Annotated in this window: 12 protein-coding genes and 1 pseudogene; 8 read left to right on the top strand and 5 right to left on the bottom strand. The window is 70.2% G+C overall.

From position 1 onward, the window contains the following. Positions 1-10 precede the first annotated feature (10 nt). The gene (locus tag AB0A63_RS08990; RefSeq protein WP_360387292.1) at positions 11-838 is read left to right on the top strand and encodes a tRNA (adenine-N1)-methyltransferase; all 828 of its coding nucleotides are present in this window, start codon (positions 11-13) and stop codon (positions 836-838) included. Positions 839-892: 54 nt separating this feature from the next. Here AB0A63_RS08990 and AB0A63_RS08995 read toward each other — a convergent pair whose 3' ends face one another. Both AB0A63_RS08995 and AB0A63_RS09000 read right to left on the bottom strand, forming a co-directional pair. Further along, complete coding sequence (locus AB0A63_RS08995) at positions 893-1,738, bottom strand: hypothetical protein (RefSeq protein WP_360387294.1); 846 nt, start codon at positions 1,736-1,738, stop codon at positions 893-895. A 58-nt stretch (positions 1,739-1,796) separates the two neighbouring features. After that, positions 1,797-2,069 carry a hypothetical protein gene (locus tag AB0A63_RS09000; RefSeq protein WP_360387296.1) on the bottom strand — a complete coding sequence of 91 codons (273 nt, stop codon included), beginning with the start codon at positions 2,067-2,069 and terminating at the stop codon, positions 1,797-1,799. Positions 2,070-2,680: 611 nt separating this feature from the next. Here AB0A63_RS09000 and arc point away from each other — a divergent pair. Then, a complete protein-coding gene (gene arc / locus AB0A63_RS09005; RefSeq protein ID WP_360387299.1) occupies positions 2,681-4,477 on the top strand; it encodes a proteasome ATPase in 1,797 nt (598 codons plus the stop codon). Between the two features lie 180 nt (positions 4,478-4,657). Here the strand turns inward: arc and AB0A63_RS09010 are convergent, their stop codons facing one another. Then, positions 4,658-5,287: a response regulator transcription factor gene (locus AB0A63_RS09010; RefSeq protein ID WP_360387302.1), complete on the bottom strand. Its 630-nt coding sequence runs from the start codon at positions 5,285-5,287 to the stop codon at positions 4,658-4,660. After that, the gene (locus tag AB0A63_RS09015) at positions 5,284-6,351 is read right to left on the bottom strand and encodes a histidine kinase (protein WP_360388356.1); all 1,068 of its coding nucleotides are present in this window, start codon (positions 6,349-6,351) and stop codon (positions 5,284-5,286) included. The genes AB0A63_RS09010 and AB0A63_RS09015 overlap by 4 nt, the downstream gene beginning before the upstream one ends. A gap of 114 nt (positions 6,352-6,465) precedes the next feature. Here AB0A63_RS09015 and AB0A63_RS09020 point away from each other — a divergent pair. From AB0A63_RS09020 to AB0A63_RS09035, 4 genes and pseudogenes are all read left to right on the top strand, one after another. Continuing rightward, positions 6,466-7,098, top strand: a pseudogene (locus AB0A63_RS09020) (ATP-binding cassette domain-containing protein); the annotation flags it as partial. 65 nt (positions 7,099-7,163) lie between these two features. Beyond that, on the top strand, positions 7,164-7,919 hold the full coding sequence (locus tag AB0A63_RS09025; protein WP_360387305.1) for an ABC transporter permease: 756 nt from the start codon (positions 7,164-7,166) through the stop codon (positions 7,917-7,919). Between the two features lie 93 nt (positions 7,920-8,012). Beyond that, positions 8,013-9,056 (top strand): glycoside hydrolase family 5 protein, encoded by a 1,044-nt coding sequence (locus AB0A63_RS09030; RefSeq protein WP_360387307.1) that lies wholly within the window; start codon positions 8,013-8,015, stop codon positions 9,054-9,056. 94 nt (positions 9,057-9,150) lie between these two features. Beyond that, positions 9,151-10,029: an aldo/keto reductase gene (locus AB0A63_RS09035; RefSeq protein WP_360387309.1), complete on the top strand. Its 879-nt coding sequence runs from the start codon at positions 9,151-9,153 to the stop codon at positions 10,027-10,029. Here AB0A63_RS09035 and AB0A63_RS09040 read toward each other — a convergent pair. Further along, the gene (locus AB0A63_RS09040; RefSeq protein ID WP_360387311.1) at positions 10,009-10,515 is read right to left on the bottom strand and encodes an NUDIX domain-containing protein; all 507 of its coding nucleotides are present in this window, start codon (positions 10,513-10,515) and stop codon (positions 10,009-10,011) included. The genes AB0A63_RS09035 and AB0A63_RS09040 overlap by 21 nt on opposite strands. Positions 10,516-10,622: 107 nt before the next feature. Between AB0A63_RS09040 and AB0A63_RS09045 the strand changes: the two genes are divergently transcribed. After that, positions 10,623-13,028: an FtsX-like permease family protein gene (locus tag AB0A63_RS09045; RefSeq protein ID WP_360387314.1), complete on the top strand. Its 2,406-nt coding sequence runs from the start codon at positions 10,623-10,625 to the stop codon at positions 13,026-13,028. 73 nt (positions 13,029-13,101) lie between these two features. Continuing rightward, positions 13,102-14,595 carry a depupylase/deamidase Dop gene (dop, locus tag AB0A63_RS09050; protein WP_360387317.1) on the top strand — a complete coding sequence of 498 codons (1,494 nt, stop codon included), beginning with the start codon at positions 13,102-13,104 and terminating at the stop codon, positions 14,593-14,595. Positions 14,596-14,597: the final 2 nt, after the last annotated feature.

The raw sequence follows: 14,597 nt of genomic DNA on the forward strand, positions 1-14,597 counted from the left end.
CCATTGCGCGGTGATTAGCGCAAGTGGACCGTTCCAGCCGGGTGACCGGGTTCAGCTGACCGACCCCAAGGGGCGGCACTACACGGTCGTCCTCGAACCCGGCAAGGAGTACCACACCCACCGCGGCGCCATCCCGCACGACCTGCTCATCGGGCAGCCGGAGGGGTCGGTCGTGCAGTCCGTGGGCGGCACGAACTTCCTGGCGCTGCGCCCGCTGCTGCCGGACTACGTGCTGTCGATGCCGCGCGGGGCGCAGGTCATCTACCCGAAGGACGCCGCGCAGATCTGCATGTACGGCGACATCTTCCCGGGCGCGCGCGTGCTGGAGGCGGGCGCGGGTTCCGGCGCGCTGTCGTGCTCGCTGCTGCGCGCGGTGGGGGAGAAGGGCAGCGTTCAGTCCTACGAGGTGCGCGACGACCACGCGGTCCACGCCATCCGCAACGTGGAGACGTTCTTCGGCGAACGGCCCGGCAACTGGTCGATCACCGTTGACGACGTGAAGAACCACGAGGGTGAGGTCGACCGGGTCATCCTCGACATGCTGTCGCCGTGGGAGGTCCTGCCCACGATCGCGAAGAACCTCATCCCGGGCGGTGTCCTGGTCGTCTACGTGGCGACGACGACGCAGCTGTCCGTGATCACCGAGGCGCTGCGCGAGATGACGTGCTGGACCGAGCCGCACGCGTGGGAGACGCTCGTGCGCCCGTGGCACGTCGTGGGCCTTGCCGTGCGCCCCGAGCACCGGATGATCGCGCACACCGCGTTCCTGCTGACCACCCGCCGGCTCGCGGAGGGCGTGACCGCGCCGAAGCCGCAGCGCCGCCCCAGCAAGGGCTGAGAACAGCGGAAAGGGGGTCCCTCCGGCCGGAGGGACCCCCTTTCGCTCACGACGTCACTTGGTCGGCGCCGTGGGGAGCTTCAGGTCCTTGACGAGCTGGCAGTACTTCCACTTGCCAGACTCCTTCTTGAACGTGTAGTCGATGTCCAGGTCCTGCGTCTGGCCGCTGTACGACGAGACGCTGTTGATCTTCACCTTCGCGGTGTCGCCGGACACGTCGGCGCCCTTGTAGGTGAGCTTGGGCACCGGCAGCTTCTTGAGCTCCTCCGCGAGCTTCTTCTGCTCCTCGGTGAGGTTCTTCTCCAGCGCCGCCGCCTCGTCGAGCACCGCCTTGCAGGTCAAGGACTTGGCCTTGCTCTCGTTGCGGGTGCTGGCCGCGGCGATGTACTCCTCGGCGACCTTCTTGACGTCGGCGTCGTCGTCACCGGACTTGCCGTCGCTGCTGCCGGGTTCGGACGTGCTGCTGGCGTTGTTGTCCGAGTCGTTGCCGGAGAGCAGGACGGCGGCCGTGATGCCACCGCCGAGCACGACGACGACCGCGGCGACCACGCCGATGATCAGGCCGGTCTTGCTCTTCTTGGGCGGCGGGCCGCCGTAGCCGGGGCCACCGAAACCGGGCTGGGGCTGCTGCCCGTACGGGCCGGGCTGCTGGCCGTAGGGGCTCTGCTGGAAACCGCCGCTGGGCGGGCCGAACGGGTCCTGCTGCGGCTGGCCGTAACCGGGCTGCGGCGCGCCGTAGCCCGGCTGAGGGGGCTGCTGGCCGTAGCCGGGCTGGGGCTGGCCGTATCCGGGCTGCGGCTGCTGGCCGTAACCCGGCTGCTGCGGCGGCTGCTGCCCGTACGGACCACCGGGCTGCGGCTGCTGCCCGTGCGGACCGGGCTGCTGCGGCGGGTAGGTCATCGGAAACTCCCCCGAACTGGATGATGTGGTGCTGAGGTGGAAATCTGGGTTCGACGCGTCAGCCGGTGGAGCGGCTTTCCTCCACCGCGGACCCGCCGCACACGAGCCAGCCGGAGTCCTTCTTCTGCAGCGTCATGCCGTACAGGATGAAGCCCTTCTCACCCTCGGCGTTCACCAGGTCGTCCATGCGCAGGTCGAAGGTACCCGTCTCACCCGACACGGCCACCTCGCCGACGGTCACCCCGGGCGCGGTCTGAGCGGGTTGCCTCGCGCCCTCGCCCTCCTTGAGGAAGCCGGGACAGGCCACGTCGGCGAACCGGTCCGTCGTCATGGAGCCCTGCCACTCGCTGTTGCGACGGGGTGACGCGGAGGTCCTGGCTGATAACGATTGCGGCACTCCGGCGGGAATCGAGTGCGATGCACTGCGCTGTCGGGTGGTGCGCCGGTTGCGCCGGCAAGACCACCCGGTTGGCCGCAGGCCCGCTGAACGCACCGGAGCCCTGCTCGAGCGGGTCCTCCGACGAACGGGAACGAGGTGGGTAGCGGTGCGTGACCGCCGAACGGGGCACGTCGTGGTCCACCTGGTGGGATCGCGACACGTTCGTGCTCGTCGCCGAACTGTGAACCGTACCAAGCGTGCCTGCGAATGTCTGAGGGTGGTCGCGCATCGTGGGGATGGGGCAGCCGAGTCGGTGTCCCGATCATCCCCCCGTCGGACTTCTCGCAGGTCGGCGGGCGTGTCGCGACACGAAAGGCCGGTGCTGGTTTTCGGGACGCACGGTAGCGGGAAGCCGGGCGAACCGGGCACCGGGATGGAGCAGTTGACCTCTGTTGGAGGCGGGACCGTTGCGTCACACGAGCGAAGATGATGTTGTGAGTACCCCATTTTGTCGGTGATCGCCGGTACCGTAATCGGTACGTACACGGGAGGAGGGTGCCGACATGCAGCACGGTCATCCCGGCAGCCAACCCGATGAGGGTGGCGAGCTGAACCATGGCAACAACTCTGCTGAGCTGAACGCGCAGATCAGGTTCCTCGAGGACGAGATCGCGTCGTTGCGCCGCAAGCTGACCGAGTCCCCCCGCCACGCGCGGCTGCTGGAGCAGCGGCTGGCGGAGGCGACCGAACGCGTCAGCCAACTGACCGAGCGAAACACGAAGCTCATAGACACCCTCCGCGAAGCACGAAGCCAACTGCTCGCGCTGCGTGAGGAGGTCGACCGGCTGGCGCAACCGCCCAGCGGGTACGGCGTCTTCATGGCGCGGTTCGACGACGGGACGGTGGACGTCTTCACGTCCGGCCGCCGGATGCGGGTCGCCGTGTCCCCGGCGGTCGAGCCGGAGAAGCTCTCCTTCGGCCAGTCGGTGCGCCTCAACGAGGCGCTCACGGTCGTCGAGGCCGGCGGGTTCGAGCGGTCGGGTGAGGTCTGCGCGCTGCGGGAGGTGCTCTCCGAGGACGGGGAGGACCAGATCGCACGGGCGCTGGTCGTGGGGCACGCGGACGAGGAGAGGGTGGTCTGGCTCGCCCAGCCGCTGCTCGACGCGCCGCTCAAGCCCGGCGACTCGCTGCTCGTCGACTCGAAGGCGGGCTTCGCCTACGAGCGGGTGCCCAAGGCCGAGGTCGAGGACCTCGTGCTCGAAGAGGTCCCGGACATCGACTACAGCGACATCGGCGGTCTGTCGCGGCAGATCGAGCAGATCCGCGACGCGGTGGAGCTGCCGTTCCTGCACGCCGACCTGTTCCGCGAGTACGAGCTGCGCCCGCCCAAGGGCGTGCTGCTCTACGGCCCTCCCGGCTGCGGCAAGACGCTCATCGCCAAGGCCGTCGCGAACTCGCTCGCCAAGAAGGTGCGCGAGATCCGCGGGGAGACCGACAAGCAGGCGAAGTCGTACTTCCTCAACATCAAGGGCCCGGAGCTCCTCAACAAGTTCGTCGGTGAGACCGAGCGGCACATCCGCCTGATCTTCCAGCGGGCTCGGGAGAAGGCCTCCGACGGCACCCCGGTGATCGTGTTCTTCGACGAGATGGACTCGATCTTCCGCACCCGCGGTTCCGGTGTGTCGTCCGACGTCGAGACGACGATCGTGCCCCAGCTCCTCGCCGAGATCGACGGCGTCGAGGGCCTGGAGAACGTCATCGTCATCGGCGCCTCCAACCGCGAGGACATGATCGACCCGGCGATCCTCCGCCCCGGCCGCCTCGACGTGAAGATCAAGATCGAGCGACCGGACGCCGAGGGCGCGAAGGACATCTTCAACAAGTACCTGACGCCGAACCTCCCGCTGCACGCCGACGACCTCGCCGAGTTCGGCGGGGACCCGAAGGCCTGCATCGAGGGCATGGTGCAGCACACCGTGGAGCGCATGTACGAGGAGTCAGAGGACAACCGGTTCCTGGAGGTCACCTACGCCAACGGTGACAAGGAGGTCCTGTACTTCCGGGACTTCAACTCCGGCGCCATGATCCAGAACATCGTCGACAGGGCGAAGAAGGCGGCGATCAAGTCGCTGCTGGACACCAAGCAGCCCGGGCTCTCCGTCCGGCACCTGCAGGCCGCCATCCTCGACGAGTTCGCCGAGAACGAGGACCTGCCGAACACGACGAACCCGGACGACTGGGCGCGCATCTCGGGCAAGAAGGGCGAGCGGATCGTCTACATCCGCACGCTCGTCACCGGGAAGAACCAGGACGCCGGCCGCGCGATCGACACGGCCACGAACACCGGCACGTACCTGTAACACCGCTTCGAACCGAACCGCCCCGGTCGCTCCTCGCGACCGGGGCGTTTCCACGTGCCGGTACCCCCTCCCCGCTTGTCTGCTCAGGCATCTGCAAGTACCACCAACACATGATCGAATCGCCGTTGACCACCACCAACCTGTTCGCCGCCAGTCGAACCAGGCCAGGGACCGCAGGGGTCAGCGGGCCAGGCCGGACTCGTAGGCCGCGATCACCAGCTGCGCGCGGTCCCGCGCGTGCAGCTTCGCCAGCAGGTTTCCGATGTGCGTCTTCACCGTGCCGGTGCTGACGTGCAGCTCGGCCATGATCTCCGCGTTCGACAGCCCGCGCGCGATCAGCCGCAGCACCTCCTTCTCGCGTTCGGTCAGCACCTCCAGCCCGCGCACCGGTGGCGCCGAGGGCCGCCGCACGAACTCGGAGATCAGCTGCCGGGTGACAGACGGCGACAGCAGCGCCTCGCCGGAGGCCACCACGCGGATCGCTGCCAGCAGCTCGGCCGGTGGTGTGTCCTTCAGCAGGAAACCCGAGGCACCGGCGCGCAGGGCGCCGAACACGTACTCGTCGAGGTCGAACGTGGTCAGCACCAGCACGCGCGGGCCGTCCAGCAGCCGCGTGGCCTCGATGCCGTCCATCTCCGGCATGCGGATGTCCATCAGCACCACGTCCGGTCGCAGGGACGCGGCCAGCGCCACGGCCTCGGCTCCGGTGCCGGCCTCGCCCACCGCGGTCAGGCCGGGTTCGTTGTCGACGAGCAGCCGGAAGCTCGCGCGCAGCAACGCCTGGTCGTCGACGATCAGCACGCTGGTCATCGGATCGGCAGCTCCGCGTGGACCCGGAACCCGCCACCCTCGCGTTGTCCCGCGCTGAACGTCCCGCCGTACACCGCCACGCGTTCCCTCATCCCGACCAACCCGTGCCCTGTCCCCAGCTCCCGCACCCCGGGACCGTCGTCGGTGACGTCGACCACCACGGCCTCCGCCGTGATCCGCACCAGCACCGTGCACGCCGCGGGTGCCGCGTGCTTCACCACGTTGGTCAGCGCCTCCTGCACGATCCGGTACGCCGACAGCGCGATCCCCTCCGGCACGACCGTCCCGCCCGTCACCTCCAGCGCGACGCGCACCCCGGCGAGCGACGCACGGTCGGCGAGGTCGGCCAGCCCGTCGAGGCCGGGGGAGGGCGCCAGGTCGGCGTCGGAGCGCAGCACGCCCAGCAGCCCCCGCATCTCGGTCAGGGCCGCACGGCTCGTCTCGGAGATGACCTGCAACGCGCTGTACGCGTGCTCGGGTGAACGCACGTGTGCGGCGTTGCCGGCCTGCACGGCGATCAGCGAGAGGTTGTGCGCCACCACGTCGTGCAGCTCGCGGGCGATGCGCAGGCGTTCGTCGGCGAGTGCCTGCTCGGCCTGCCGGGACGCCTCCCGCTCGATCATCGAACGCCGCAGGCGGGTGGTGTAGCCAATTGCCCACACCGCGCCCAGGGCGGCGAACGCGACCAGGACGTTCTCGGGTTCACCGCCGGAGACGACGGCGGTGGCGGTGATCGCCACCAGGAACGCGCCCAGCGACCAGACCCGGTCACGGTCGACCGCCATCGTGTAGAGGCAAAAGCAGACAGCGCCCAGCGGCGCGCCGAGCGCCGGGATCGGCAGCACCTGGCTGATGACCGAGAACACCATCGCCGCGGTGCTCACCGCCAGTGACAGCTCCGGCCACCACCGGCGCACGGCCACCGGAGCGGCGACCAGCCCGGCCACCGGTACCGCGACCCACGGCGACGGGTGCTGGTGCGGTTCGAGGATCGCGTAGGCGACGAGGACCCAGATCACCAGCGCGGCCGCCGCGTCGACCAGGTAGAGGTGCAGCTTCGCCATCACGGGACCGAAGGTAACGACCCGCGGGACCGCACGCCTCGGACCACGGTCCGATTCGGGAGATCGGAGCACGGTCCGATCCGGTGGAGCGCGCGACCGCCGACTCTTCTCCGCATGATCGAGGTGCGGAACCTGACGAAGAGATACGGCGGCACCACGGCGGTCGACGACCTGTCGTTCACCGTCCGGCCGGGACTGGTGACGGGCTTCCTCGGCCCGAACGGCGCCGGCAAGTCCACGGCCATGCGCATGGTCGTCGGCCTGGACCGGCCCACGAGGGGCGAGGCGCTGGTCTGCGGCAGGAGGTACGCGGAGCTGGACCAGCCGCTGCGGCACGTCGGCGTGCTGCTCGACCCGGCCGCGGTCCACCACGGCCGCAGGGCGCTCGACCACCTGCGCTGGATCGCCGCGAGCAACGGCATTCCCCACCGCCGCGCCGAGGAGCTGGTCGAGCAGGTCGGCCTTGGCGGCGTGCGGCACAGGCGGATCCGGGCGCTGTCGCTCGGCATGAAGCAACGGCTCGGCGTCGCGGCGGCGTTGCTGGGCGACCCGCAGGTCCTGATGTTCGACGAGCCGGTCAACGGCCTCGACCCCGAGGGCGTGCGGTGGATCCGCGAGCTCATGCGGTCGCTCGCGGAGCAGGGCCGCACGGTCTTCGTCTCCAGCCACCTGATGAGCGAGATGGCGCTGACCGCCGACCACGTCGTGATCGTCGCACGAGGACGGCTGGTCGCGGAGACACCGATGGAGGCGTTGACCCGCAACGGTTCGCTGGAGGACGCCTACCTCGACCTCACCTCCGGGAGGGGCCTGTGAGGAACGCGTTCGCCGCCGAGTGGATCAAGCTCCGGACGGTCAGGTCGTCGCACGGGCTGGTCATCGCGCTCGGTCTGGTGCTGGCCGCGGGGGCGGTGCTGTCGTGGCTGATCGTGCAGGACTACGACGCCTCGCCGGCCGTGGAACAGGCGAAGTTCGCCTCCGCCGACAGCAGCGTGGTGATCACGCCGGTCGCGCAGTTCCTGGTCGCCGCGCTCGGCGCCCTGGTCGCGACGTCCGACCCGCGGCTCACCGCGCTGACCGCCGTGCCGGACCGGAAGCGCCTGCTGGCCGCCAAGACCGCCCTCGTCGCCACCGCGGCCGTGGTCCTCGGCACCGCGGCGCTCGCGCTGAGCATCGGCAGCAGCCGGTTGTTCATGGGGGACCGGCCGCCGCCGATCGCGCCGTGGGAGGACCTCGGCGACGTGCTGCCGTGGACGGGCGCGGCGGTGCTGTCGATCCTGGTCACGGGGCTGGTCGGCCTCGGTCTGGGACTCGCCGTGCGGTCCACGGCCGTCGCGGTCGTGGTCGTCGGCGTGCTGCTCTGGGGCATTCCCGCGATCACGCCGATGCTGCCGCCGCCGTGGAACGTCGACGCCTCGGCGGTGATGGTGCCGTACCTGGTGTGGGAGGTGGCGGGTGTCGTCGAGGACGCGCCGCTGAGTGCGCCGGCCGCCGTCGCAGTTTTGGTGCTTTACGCACTGGTGACTCTCGGTACCGGAACTGTGACTCTTCTGCGACAAGATGCTTGACGCACTCTTGGGGCGGCTTTAAGGTCATCTATACCTTTAATCGGTAAGGAAACTTACCTAACTAATCGCCGCCCGTCCGAGAGGAGACGCTGAATGGCTTGGCAGAAGTCTGTGGTGGCGCTCGCCGCGGCAGTCGTGCTCCCCCTGACCGGTGTGACGGCGGGCAGTTCGGCCGCCGCCGACGTTTCCGCCGCCGCGCTGCCCGCGGGGTCGCCCGCGGCGGTCAACGGCCAGCTGAAGGTGTGCGGCGTCAAGCTGTGCAACAAGAACGGCAAGCAGATCCAGTTGCGCGGCATGAGCACGCACGGCATCCAGTGGTACTCCCAGTGCGTCAAGACCGCGTCGCTGGACGCGCTCGCCAACGACTGGAAGGCCGACGTCCTCCGCATCTCGATGTACGTCCAGGAGGGCGGCTACGAGTCGAACCCCCGGAAGTTCACCGACCTGGTGCACGGCTACATCGAGGAGGCCACCAAGCGCGGCCTCTACGCGCTGGTCGACTGGCACCAGCTCTCGCCGGGCGACCCGAACCACAACACCGCGCGCGCCAAGACGTTCTTCAAGGAGATCGCCCAGCGCCACAAGGACAAGACGAACATCATCTACGACATCGCGAACGAGCCGAACGGCGTCACGTGGTCGCGGGTGAAGTCCTACGCGGAGGCCGTCATCCCGACGATCCGCGCGGAGGACCCGGACAGCCTCGTGCTCGTGGGCACGCACGGCTGGTCGACGTTCGGCCTGTCCGACGGCCGCGACGTCAACGAGGTCAGCCGCAACAAGGTCAACGCCTCGAACCTGATGTACACCTTCCACTTCTACGCGAAGGACCACCGCGACTCGTACCTCAACGCGTTGCGCACGGTCTCGAGCCAGGTGCCGGTCTTCGTCACCGAGTTCGGTTCGCAGGAGGCCTCCGGTGACGGTCCCAACGACTTCACCATGGCGAACAAGTTCATCGCGTTCATGAAGGAGGCCAAGATCTCCTGGACGAACTGGAACTTCTCCGACGACCACCGCACGGGCGCGGTGTTCAAGAGCGGCACGTGCTCGGGCAGCGGCTTCTCCGGTGAGGGGCCGCTGAAGGACTCCGGCAAGTGGGTGCGCAACCACCTCCGCACGGCCGACGACTTCTGATCGGCGGAGCTCGACCGACCCCGGCGGGTCAGGTGAACGGCGGTCCCCAGGGGCCGCCGTTCGCCGTGACAGGGGTCGTTTTACGGTAGTCGGCATGGCACAGCTGGCACTCGGTCTCGCGTCCCTCGGTCGTCCCGCCTACATCAACATCGGTCGTGAGGACGCTCTGCCGCGGGTGCGGGACGTGGACGCCATGCGAGCGCAGTGCCACCTCGTGCTCGACGCGGCGTACGAGATCGGCATCAGGTGGGTCGACGCGGCCCGCTCCTACGGCCTGTCCGAGCAGTTCCTGAGCGAGTGGCTGCCCGGCCACGACGACGTGACCGTCTCCAGCAAGTGGGGCTATGCCTACACCGCGGACTGGCGGGCCGACGCCGAGGTGCACGAGGTCAAGGAGCACTCGCTCGCCCGCTTCTCCCAGCAGTGGCAGGAGACCCGCGCGCTGCTGTCGCGTGTGGACCTCTACCAGGTGCACTCGCTGACCGCCGACAGCCCGTTGTTCGACGACCGGGCGTTGCAGGAGGCGATGGTCGCGACCGGTGTCCCGCTCGGGTTCTCCACGTCGGGACCGAACCAGGCCGAGGCCATCCGCAAAGCGCTCGACCTCGGCATCTTCACGTCCGTCCAGTCCACCTGGAACGTGCTGGAGACCTCGGCGGCGGCCGCTCTGGGCGAAGCGCACGCCGCCGGGCTCAAGGTCGTCATCAAGGAGGGCATGGCCAACGGCCGGCTCGCCGTGCAGGCACCCGGACCCGTTGTCGCGCAGGCGAAGGAGCTCGGCATCGGCACGGACGCCGTAGCGCTGGCCGCGGTCGCCCAGCAGCCGTGGGTGGACGTGGTGCTGTCCGGCGCGGCGAGCCCCGAGCAGCTGCGCTCCAACGCCAGGGCCATGTCCGTGGAGGTCGTGCTGCCCGACCTGTCCGAACCGGCCGAGCAGTACTGGGCGACCCGCTCAGCCCTCCCCTGGCACTAGCGTCCGCAGCCACTCCCGGCTGATCGCCCGCGCGTCGGGCACCAGCGGCCAGTCCGGGTCGTCGATCCTGCGGCGCAGCTCGCCGAGGTCCATCCACCCGCCCGACGCCACCTCCTCCGGCTGGTGGGTGAACGGCCCGTCGGTGCTCACCTCGTACACCCACGCGTGGTAGCGCGTCCGGTCGTCGACGTACCGGGTGCGGAAGAGCTCCTTCAGCGGCACGCCGGAGACGCCGAGCTCCTCGGCGAGCTCGCGTTCCGCGGCCGGGCCGGGCGCCTCGCCCGCGTCGATCACGCCGCCGGCCGAGCAGTCGTACAGGCCGGGGAAGATGTCCTTGGTGTCGGTGCGGCGGTGCACGTACACGCGGGAGCCGTCGAGCGAGCGGACGAAGATCAGGACGCAGCCGTGCCAGAGGTTCTCCGCCCGCATCCGCGCGCGGGAGACCTCCCCGACCGGGTTGGCGTCCTCGTCGTAGAGGGTGATCATCCCCGTGTCCTCCTGTGGTCGTACGCCAGCTTGCTACCGCAGTCCGACGCCCGCTGATCGGCCCCCTTCCTACCTTCGTGACCGTCAGACGTCACCGAGGAGGATCCGTGTCCACTTCCCTGCGGCTCGGCGTCGCCGAGTTCCGCGCCCGGCCGGGCCGCGCGCTGCTGCCCGGAGTCGCGCTCGTCGTCGGCGTGGCCTGCCTGCTGGCCGCCCTGGTGCTGAGCGACGCGCTCACCAGGTCGGTCGACGAGGGGGCACCCGGCACACCGTCCTCGGTAGGGCACGTGGTCGAGGTCAGGCAGCAGCCCTACGACGCCACCCCGGTCGCCGAGGCGGACCGCCCGAAGCTCGACGACGCCCTGCTGACCAAGCTCTCCGCCGTCGGCAGGGCGGTCCCCGTGCAGGTGGCGCAGGCCGACCTGCTGGACGCGAACGGCCGCGCCGGGCAGCACCGCGCCGAGGTGCACGTCCAGCAACCGGACCTGGTGCGCTGGCCGCTGGCGGAGGGGAGGCAGCCCGCCGCCGGCGGCGAGGTCGCCGTCGACAAGATCACCGCCTACGAGCGCGGTCTGAAGCCCGGTGACGAGGTCTCGCTGGCCGCCGCCGACGGCACACCGCTGCAGGTCACCGTCAGCGGTGTCCTGAAGAAGGGCGGGATCGACGCGCGGCCCGTCCTGGTCGCTGGTCCCGACCTCGCGCGCGAGCTCGACCCGCAGCCGTTGACCAAGCAGGTGTGGGTCATCGGCGGGGCGCGCGACGCGGTCAAGACCGCCGCCGGAGCCTCCTACGCCGTGTGGGACCCGGAACCCGACGCCGACAAGATCGGCAACGACCTGACGTTCATCCTGCTGCCGTTCAGCGTCCTGGCCCTCGCGACGGCCGTGTTCGTCGCCGCCGCCACGTTCCGCGCGGTCTACGCGCAACGCCAGCGGCAGACGGCGTTGCTGCGGTGCATCGGCGCCCAGCGCGGGCCACTGGTGCGCAGGAGCCTGGTCGAGGCGCTGCTGACGGGTGCGGTGGCCGGCATCGGCGGTGCGCTGCTGGGCGGGCCGATGGCGTGGGTGCTCGCGCGGACGTTCGACGTCACCGGCATCTCCGTGCTGTTCGGCGCGGTCGAGCTCAGCCCGGAGCTGCTGCCGTCGCTCGGGTACGTGGTCCTCGGGGTCGTCGTCGCCGCCGTGCTCTCGGTCGCCGCCGCCGTCCGCCCCGCGATCAACGCCGCCCGCGTGTCGCCCCTCGCCGCGTTGCGCGACGCCGACAACGAGATGCCGACACGGTCCGTGCGCCGGCTTCGGCTCGTGTTCGGTCTTCTGTTCACCGGTGGTGCCGCGTTCCTCGCGCTGGCGGCCATCGCGGCCAAGGGCACGGCCGCGGCGCCCCTCGCCGTCACGTTCTCCGCGATCGCCGCGGTGACGGGCCTGTTCTGGATCCTCGGGCCGGTCACGGTGCCGTTCATCGCGCGACTGTTCGGCAAGGCCGGCGGTGCGCGGTGGACGCAGTGGAAGCTCGCCGGGGCCGAGGTGCGCAGGATGCCGCAGCGGTCGGCGTCGGTGGCGCTGCCGTTGCTGCTGGCCAGTTCGATGGTGACGTTCTTCCTGGTCCTGCTGGGCACCGCGCAGGAGATGACCTACTCGTTCGCCAACGAGGAACGGCCGGACGCCACCGTGGTCGACGCGGGGGAGCGGCCGCTGCCGGCGATCCCCGCGCAGGACGGCGTGGCCGCCGACGTCGTGCTGCACAAGGCCGAGAACGGGTCCGGCGCCGACCCGGAGGAGTTCAAGGCGTGGCTGAAGGCGCAGAACGTGCCCGGTGCCGAGCGGTTCACCGCGGGCACCGCGATCGTGCCGCCGCACTGGGAGGACCGGCCGTTCGTCGAGTCCGGCGGCAAGCGCTACGAGGTGGTCGGGACCGTTCCCGGCACGCTCACCGGGTACACGCCCGTCCTCGGCGGCCTGACCTCGGGACCGGCGGAGAAGGTGCTGGTCGCGCTGCGGCCGGGCACCGACCCCGCGCAGTTCCGGGCGGGTCTGCAGGCCGCGCTGCCGGACCACCCGACCGTCATCGTGCAGACCGACGCCGACGAGCGCGCGGAGGCCGACCGGTACATGCACCTCGGCACGGTGCTGATGATGGTGCTGCTCGGGCTGTCCGTGGCGGTCGCCGTGACGGGCATCGGCACCGCGCTCACGATCTCCGTCCAGGAGCGCCGCAAGGAGCTCGCACTGCGGCGCGCCTTGGGCGTCACTCGCGGCGGACTGCAGGGCGGGGTGATCGCCGAAGCGGTCGTGCTGGCCCTCGTCGGAGTCGTCGGAGGGGGTGTGCTCGGGTTCGGGTACGCGGTGATCGCGATCCTGGCCATCGGGATTCCCCTCGTCCTGCCGACCGCGTCCGTGGTGTTGCCGCTGGTCATCGGCGCGCTGGCGGTAGTCGTGCTCGCCGTCGTGGCCGCGTTCGGACCGTCCAGGGGCGCTTCGCGGATCCGGCCTGCCGCCGGATTGGCGTCCGGGTGAATAGGCTGGGGGGAGCTTCAACGCGAAGCTCCCCTCACGCTGTTGCCGGGGATCAGGTCATAAGGTGTTGCGCATGCGGCGGATCATGGGAACCGAGGTCGAGTACGGCATCGCGGTGCCGGGAGACGCGACCGCGAACCCGGTGCTCACTTCGACACAGGTGGTGCTCGCGTACGCGGCGGCGGCGGACATACCGCGGTCCAGGCGCGCGCGCTGGGACTACGAGGTGGAGTCGCCGCTGCGCGACGCCCGCGGGTTCGACCTGGGCTCGCCGGGCGGCCACCCGGCCGACTCCGACGTCGAGGACCTGGGCGCGGCGAACGTCATCCTCACCAACGGTGCGCGGCTCTACGTAGACCACGCGCACCCCGAGTACTCCGCGCCCGAGGTCACCAACGCGCGCGACGCGGTGATCTGGGACAAGGCGGGAGAGCGGGTGATGGAGGAGGCCGCGATCAAGGCCGCCTCCGTGCCCGGCCAACCCCGCCTGCAGCTGTACAAGAACAACGTCGACGGCAAGGGCGCGTCGTACGGCACGCACGAGAACTACCTGATGCAGCGCTCGACGCCGTTCACGGCCGTCATCGCGGGCCTCACGCCGTTCTTCGTGTCGCGCCAGGTCGTGACCGGGTCCGGGCGCGTCGGCATCGGTGCCGCCGGCGAGGAGGCCGGCTACCAGCTCTCCCAGCGCGCCGACTACATCGAGGTCGAGGTCGGCCTGGAGACCACGCTCAAGCGCGGCATCATCAACACCCGCGACGAGCCGCACGCCGACGCGGACAAGTACCGGCGCCTGCACGTCATCATCGGCGACGCGAACCTCGCCGAGTACTCCACGTACCTCAAGTGCGGCACCACCTCGCTGGTGCTCGACATGATCGAGGCCGGGCAGCGGTTCGACGACCTGCGCCTGGTCGACCCGGTGCGCGCGGTGCACCAGATCAGCCACGACCCGACGCTCAAGACGAAGGTCGAGCTGACCGGCGGCCGCAAGGTCACCGGCCTGGACCTGCAGTTCGCCTACCTCGAGCGCGCGACGGCGTTCGTCGAGAAGGAGGGCACCGGCGACCGCGACGTCCTGCGGATCTGGGGCGAGGTCCTCAACGACCTGGCCAAGGACCCGTCGCTGTGCGCGGACCGGCTCGACTGGGTGGCCAAGCTGCGGCTGCTCGAGGGCTACCGGCAGCGCGACGGCCTCGCCTGGGGCTCCGCGCGGCTGAACCTCGTCGACCTGCAGTACTCGGACGTGCGCCTGGACAAGGGCCTCTACAACCGCCTGGTCGCGCGCGGCTCGATGAAGCGCCTGGTCAGCGAGGAGGAGGTGCGCGCGGCCATCACGACGCCGCCGGAGGACACGCGTGCGTACTTCCGCGGCCGGTGCCTGGAGCGCTACCCGACCTCGGTCGCGGCCGCGTCGTGGGACTCGGTGATCTTCGACCTCGGTCGCGAATCACTCGTGCGGATTCCGACGCTCGAACCGCTGCGCGGGACGAAAGCGCACGTCGGAGCCCTCCTGGAGGCCTCGGACACCGCCGAGCAGCTGGTCGATGCACTGACCCGCGGGTGATC

The organism is Lentzea sp. NPDC042327 (assembly GCF_040647275.1).
In the GTDB taxonomy this organism is placed as follows: Bacteria; Actinomycetota; Actinomycetes; order Mycobacteriales; family Pseudonocardiaceae; genus Lentzea.

Excerpts from the sequence above, each read along its gene's own strand:
- AB0A63_RS09035 (WP_360387309.1), top strand. The coding sequence starts at position 9,151 with ATGGCACAGCTGGCACTCGGTCTCGCGTCCCTCGGTCGTCCCGCCTAC.
- AB0A63_RS09030 (WP_360387307.1), top strand. The coding sequence starts at position 8,013 with ATGGCTTGGCAGAAGTCTGTGGTGGCGCTCGCCGCGGCAGTCGTGCTC.
- dop (WP_360387317.1), top strand. The coding sequence starts at position 13,102 with ATGCGGCGGATCATGGGAACCGAGGTCGAGTACGGCATCGCGGTGCCG.
- AB0A63_RS09015 (WP_360388356.1), bottom strand. The coding sequence starts at position 6,351 with ATGGCGAAGCTGCACCTCTACCTGGTCGACGCGGCGGCCGCGCTGGTG.
- AB0A63_RS09040 (WP_360387311.1), bottom strand. The coding sequence starts at position 10,515 with ATGATCACCCTCTACGACGAGGACGCCAACCCGGTCGGGGAGGTCTCC.
- AB0A63_RS08995 (WP_360387294.1), bottom strand. The coding sequence starts at position 1,738 with ATGACCTACCCGCCGCAGCAGCCCGGTCCGCACGGGCAGCAGCCGCAG.
- AB0A63_RS09010 (WP_360387302.1), bottom strand. The coding sequence starts at position 5,287 with ATGACCAGCGTGCTGATCGTCGACGACCAGGCGTTGCTGCGCGCGAGC.
- AB0A63_RS09000 (WP_360387296.1), bottom strand. The coding sequence starts at position 2,069 with ATGACGACGGACCGGTTCGCCGACGTGGCCTGTCCCGGCTTCCTCAAG.
- arc (WP_360387299.1), top strand. The coding sequence starts at position 2,681 with ATGCAGCACGGTCATCCCGGCAGCCAACCCGATGAGGGTGGCGAGCTG.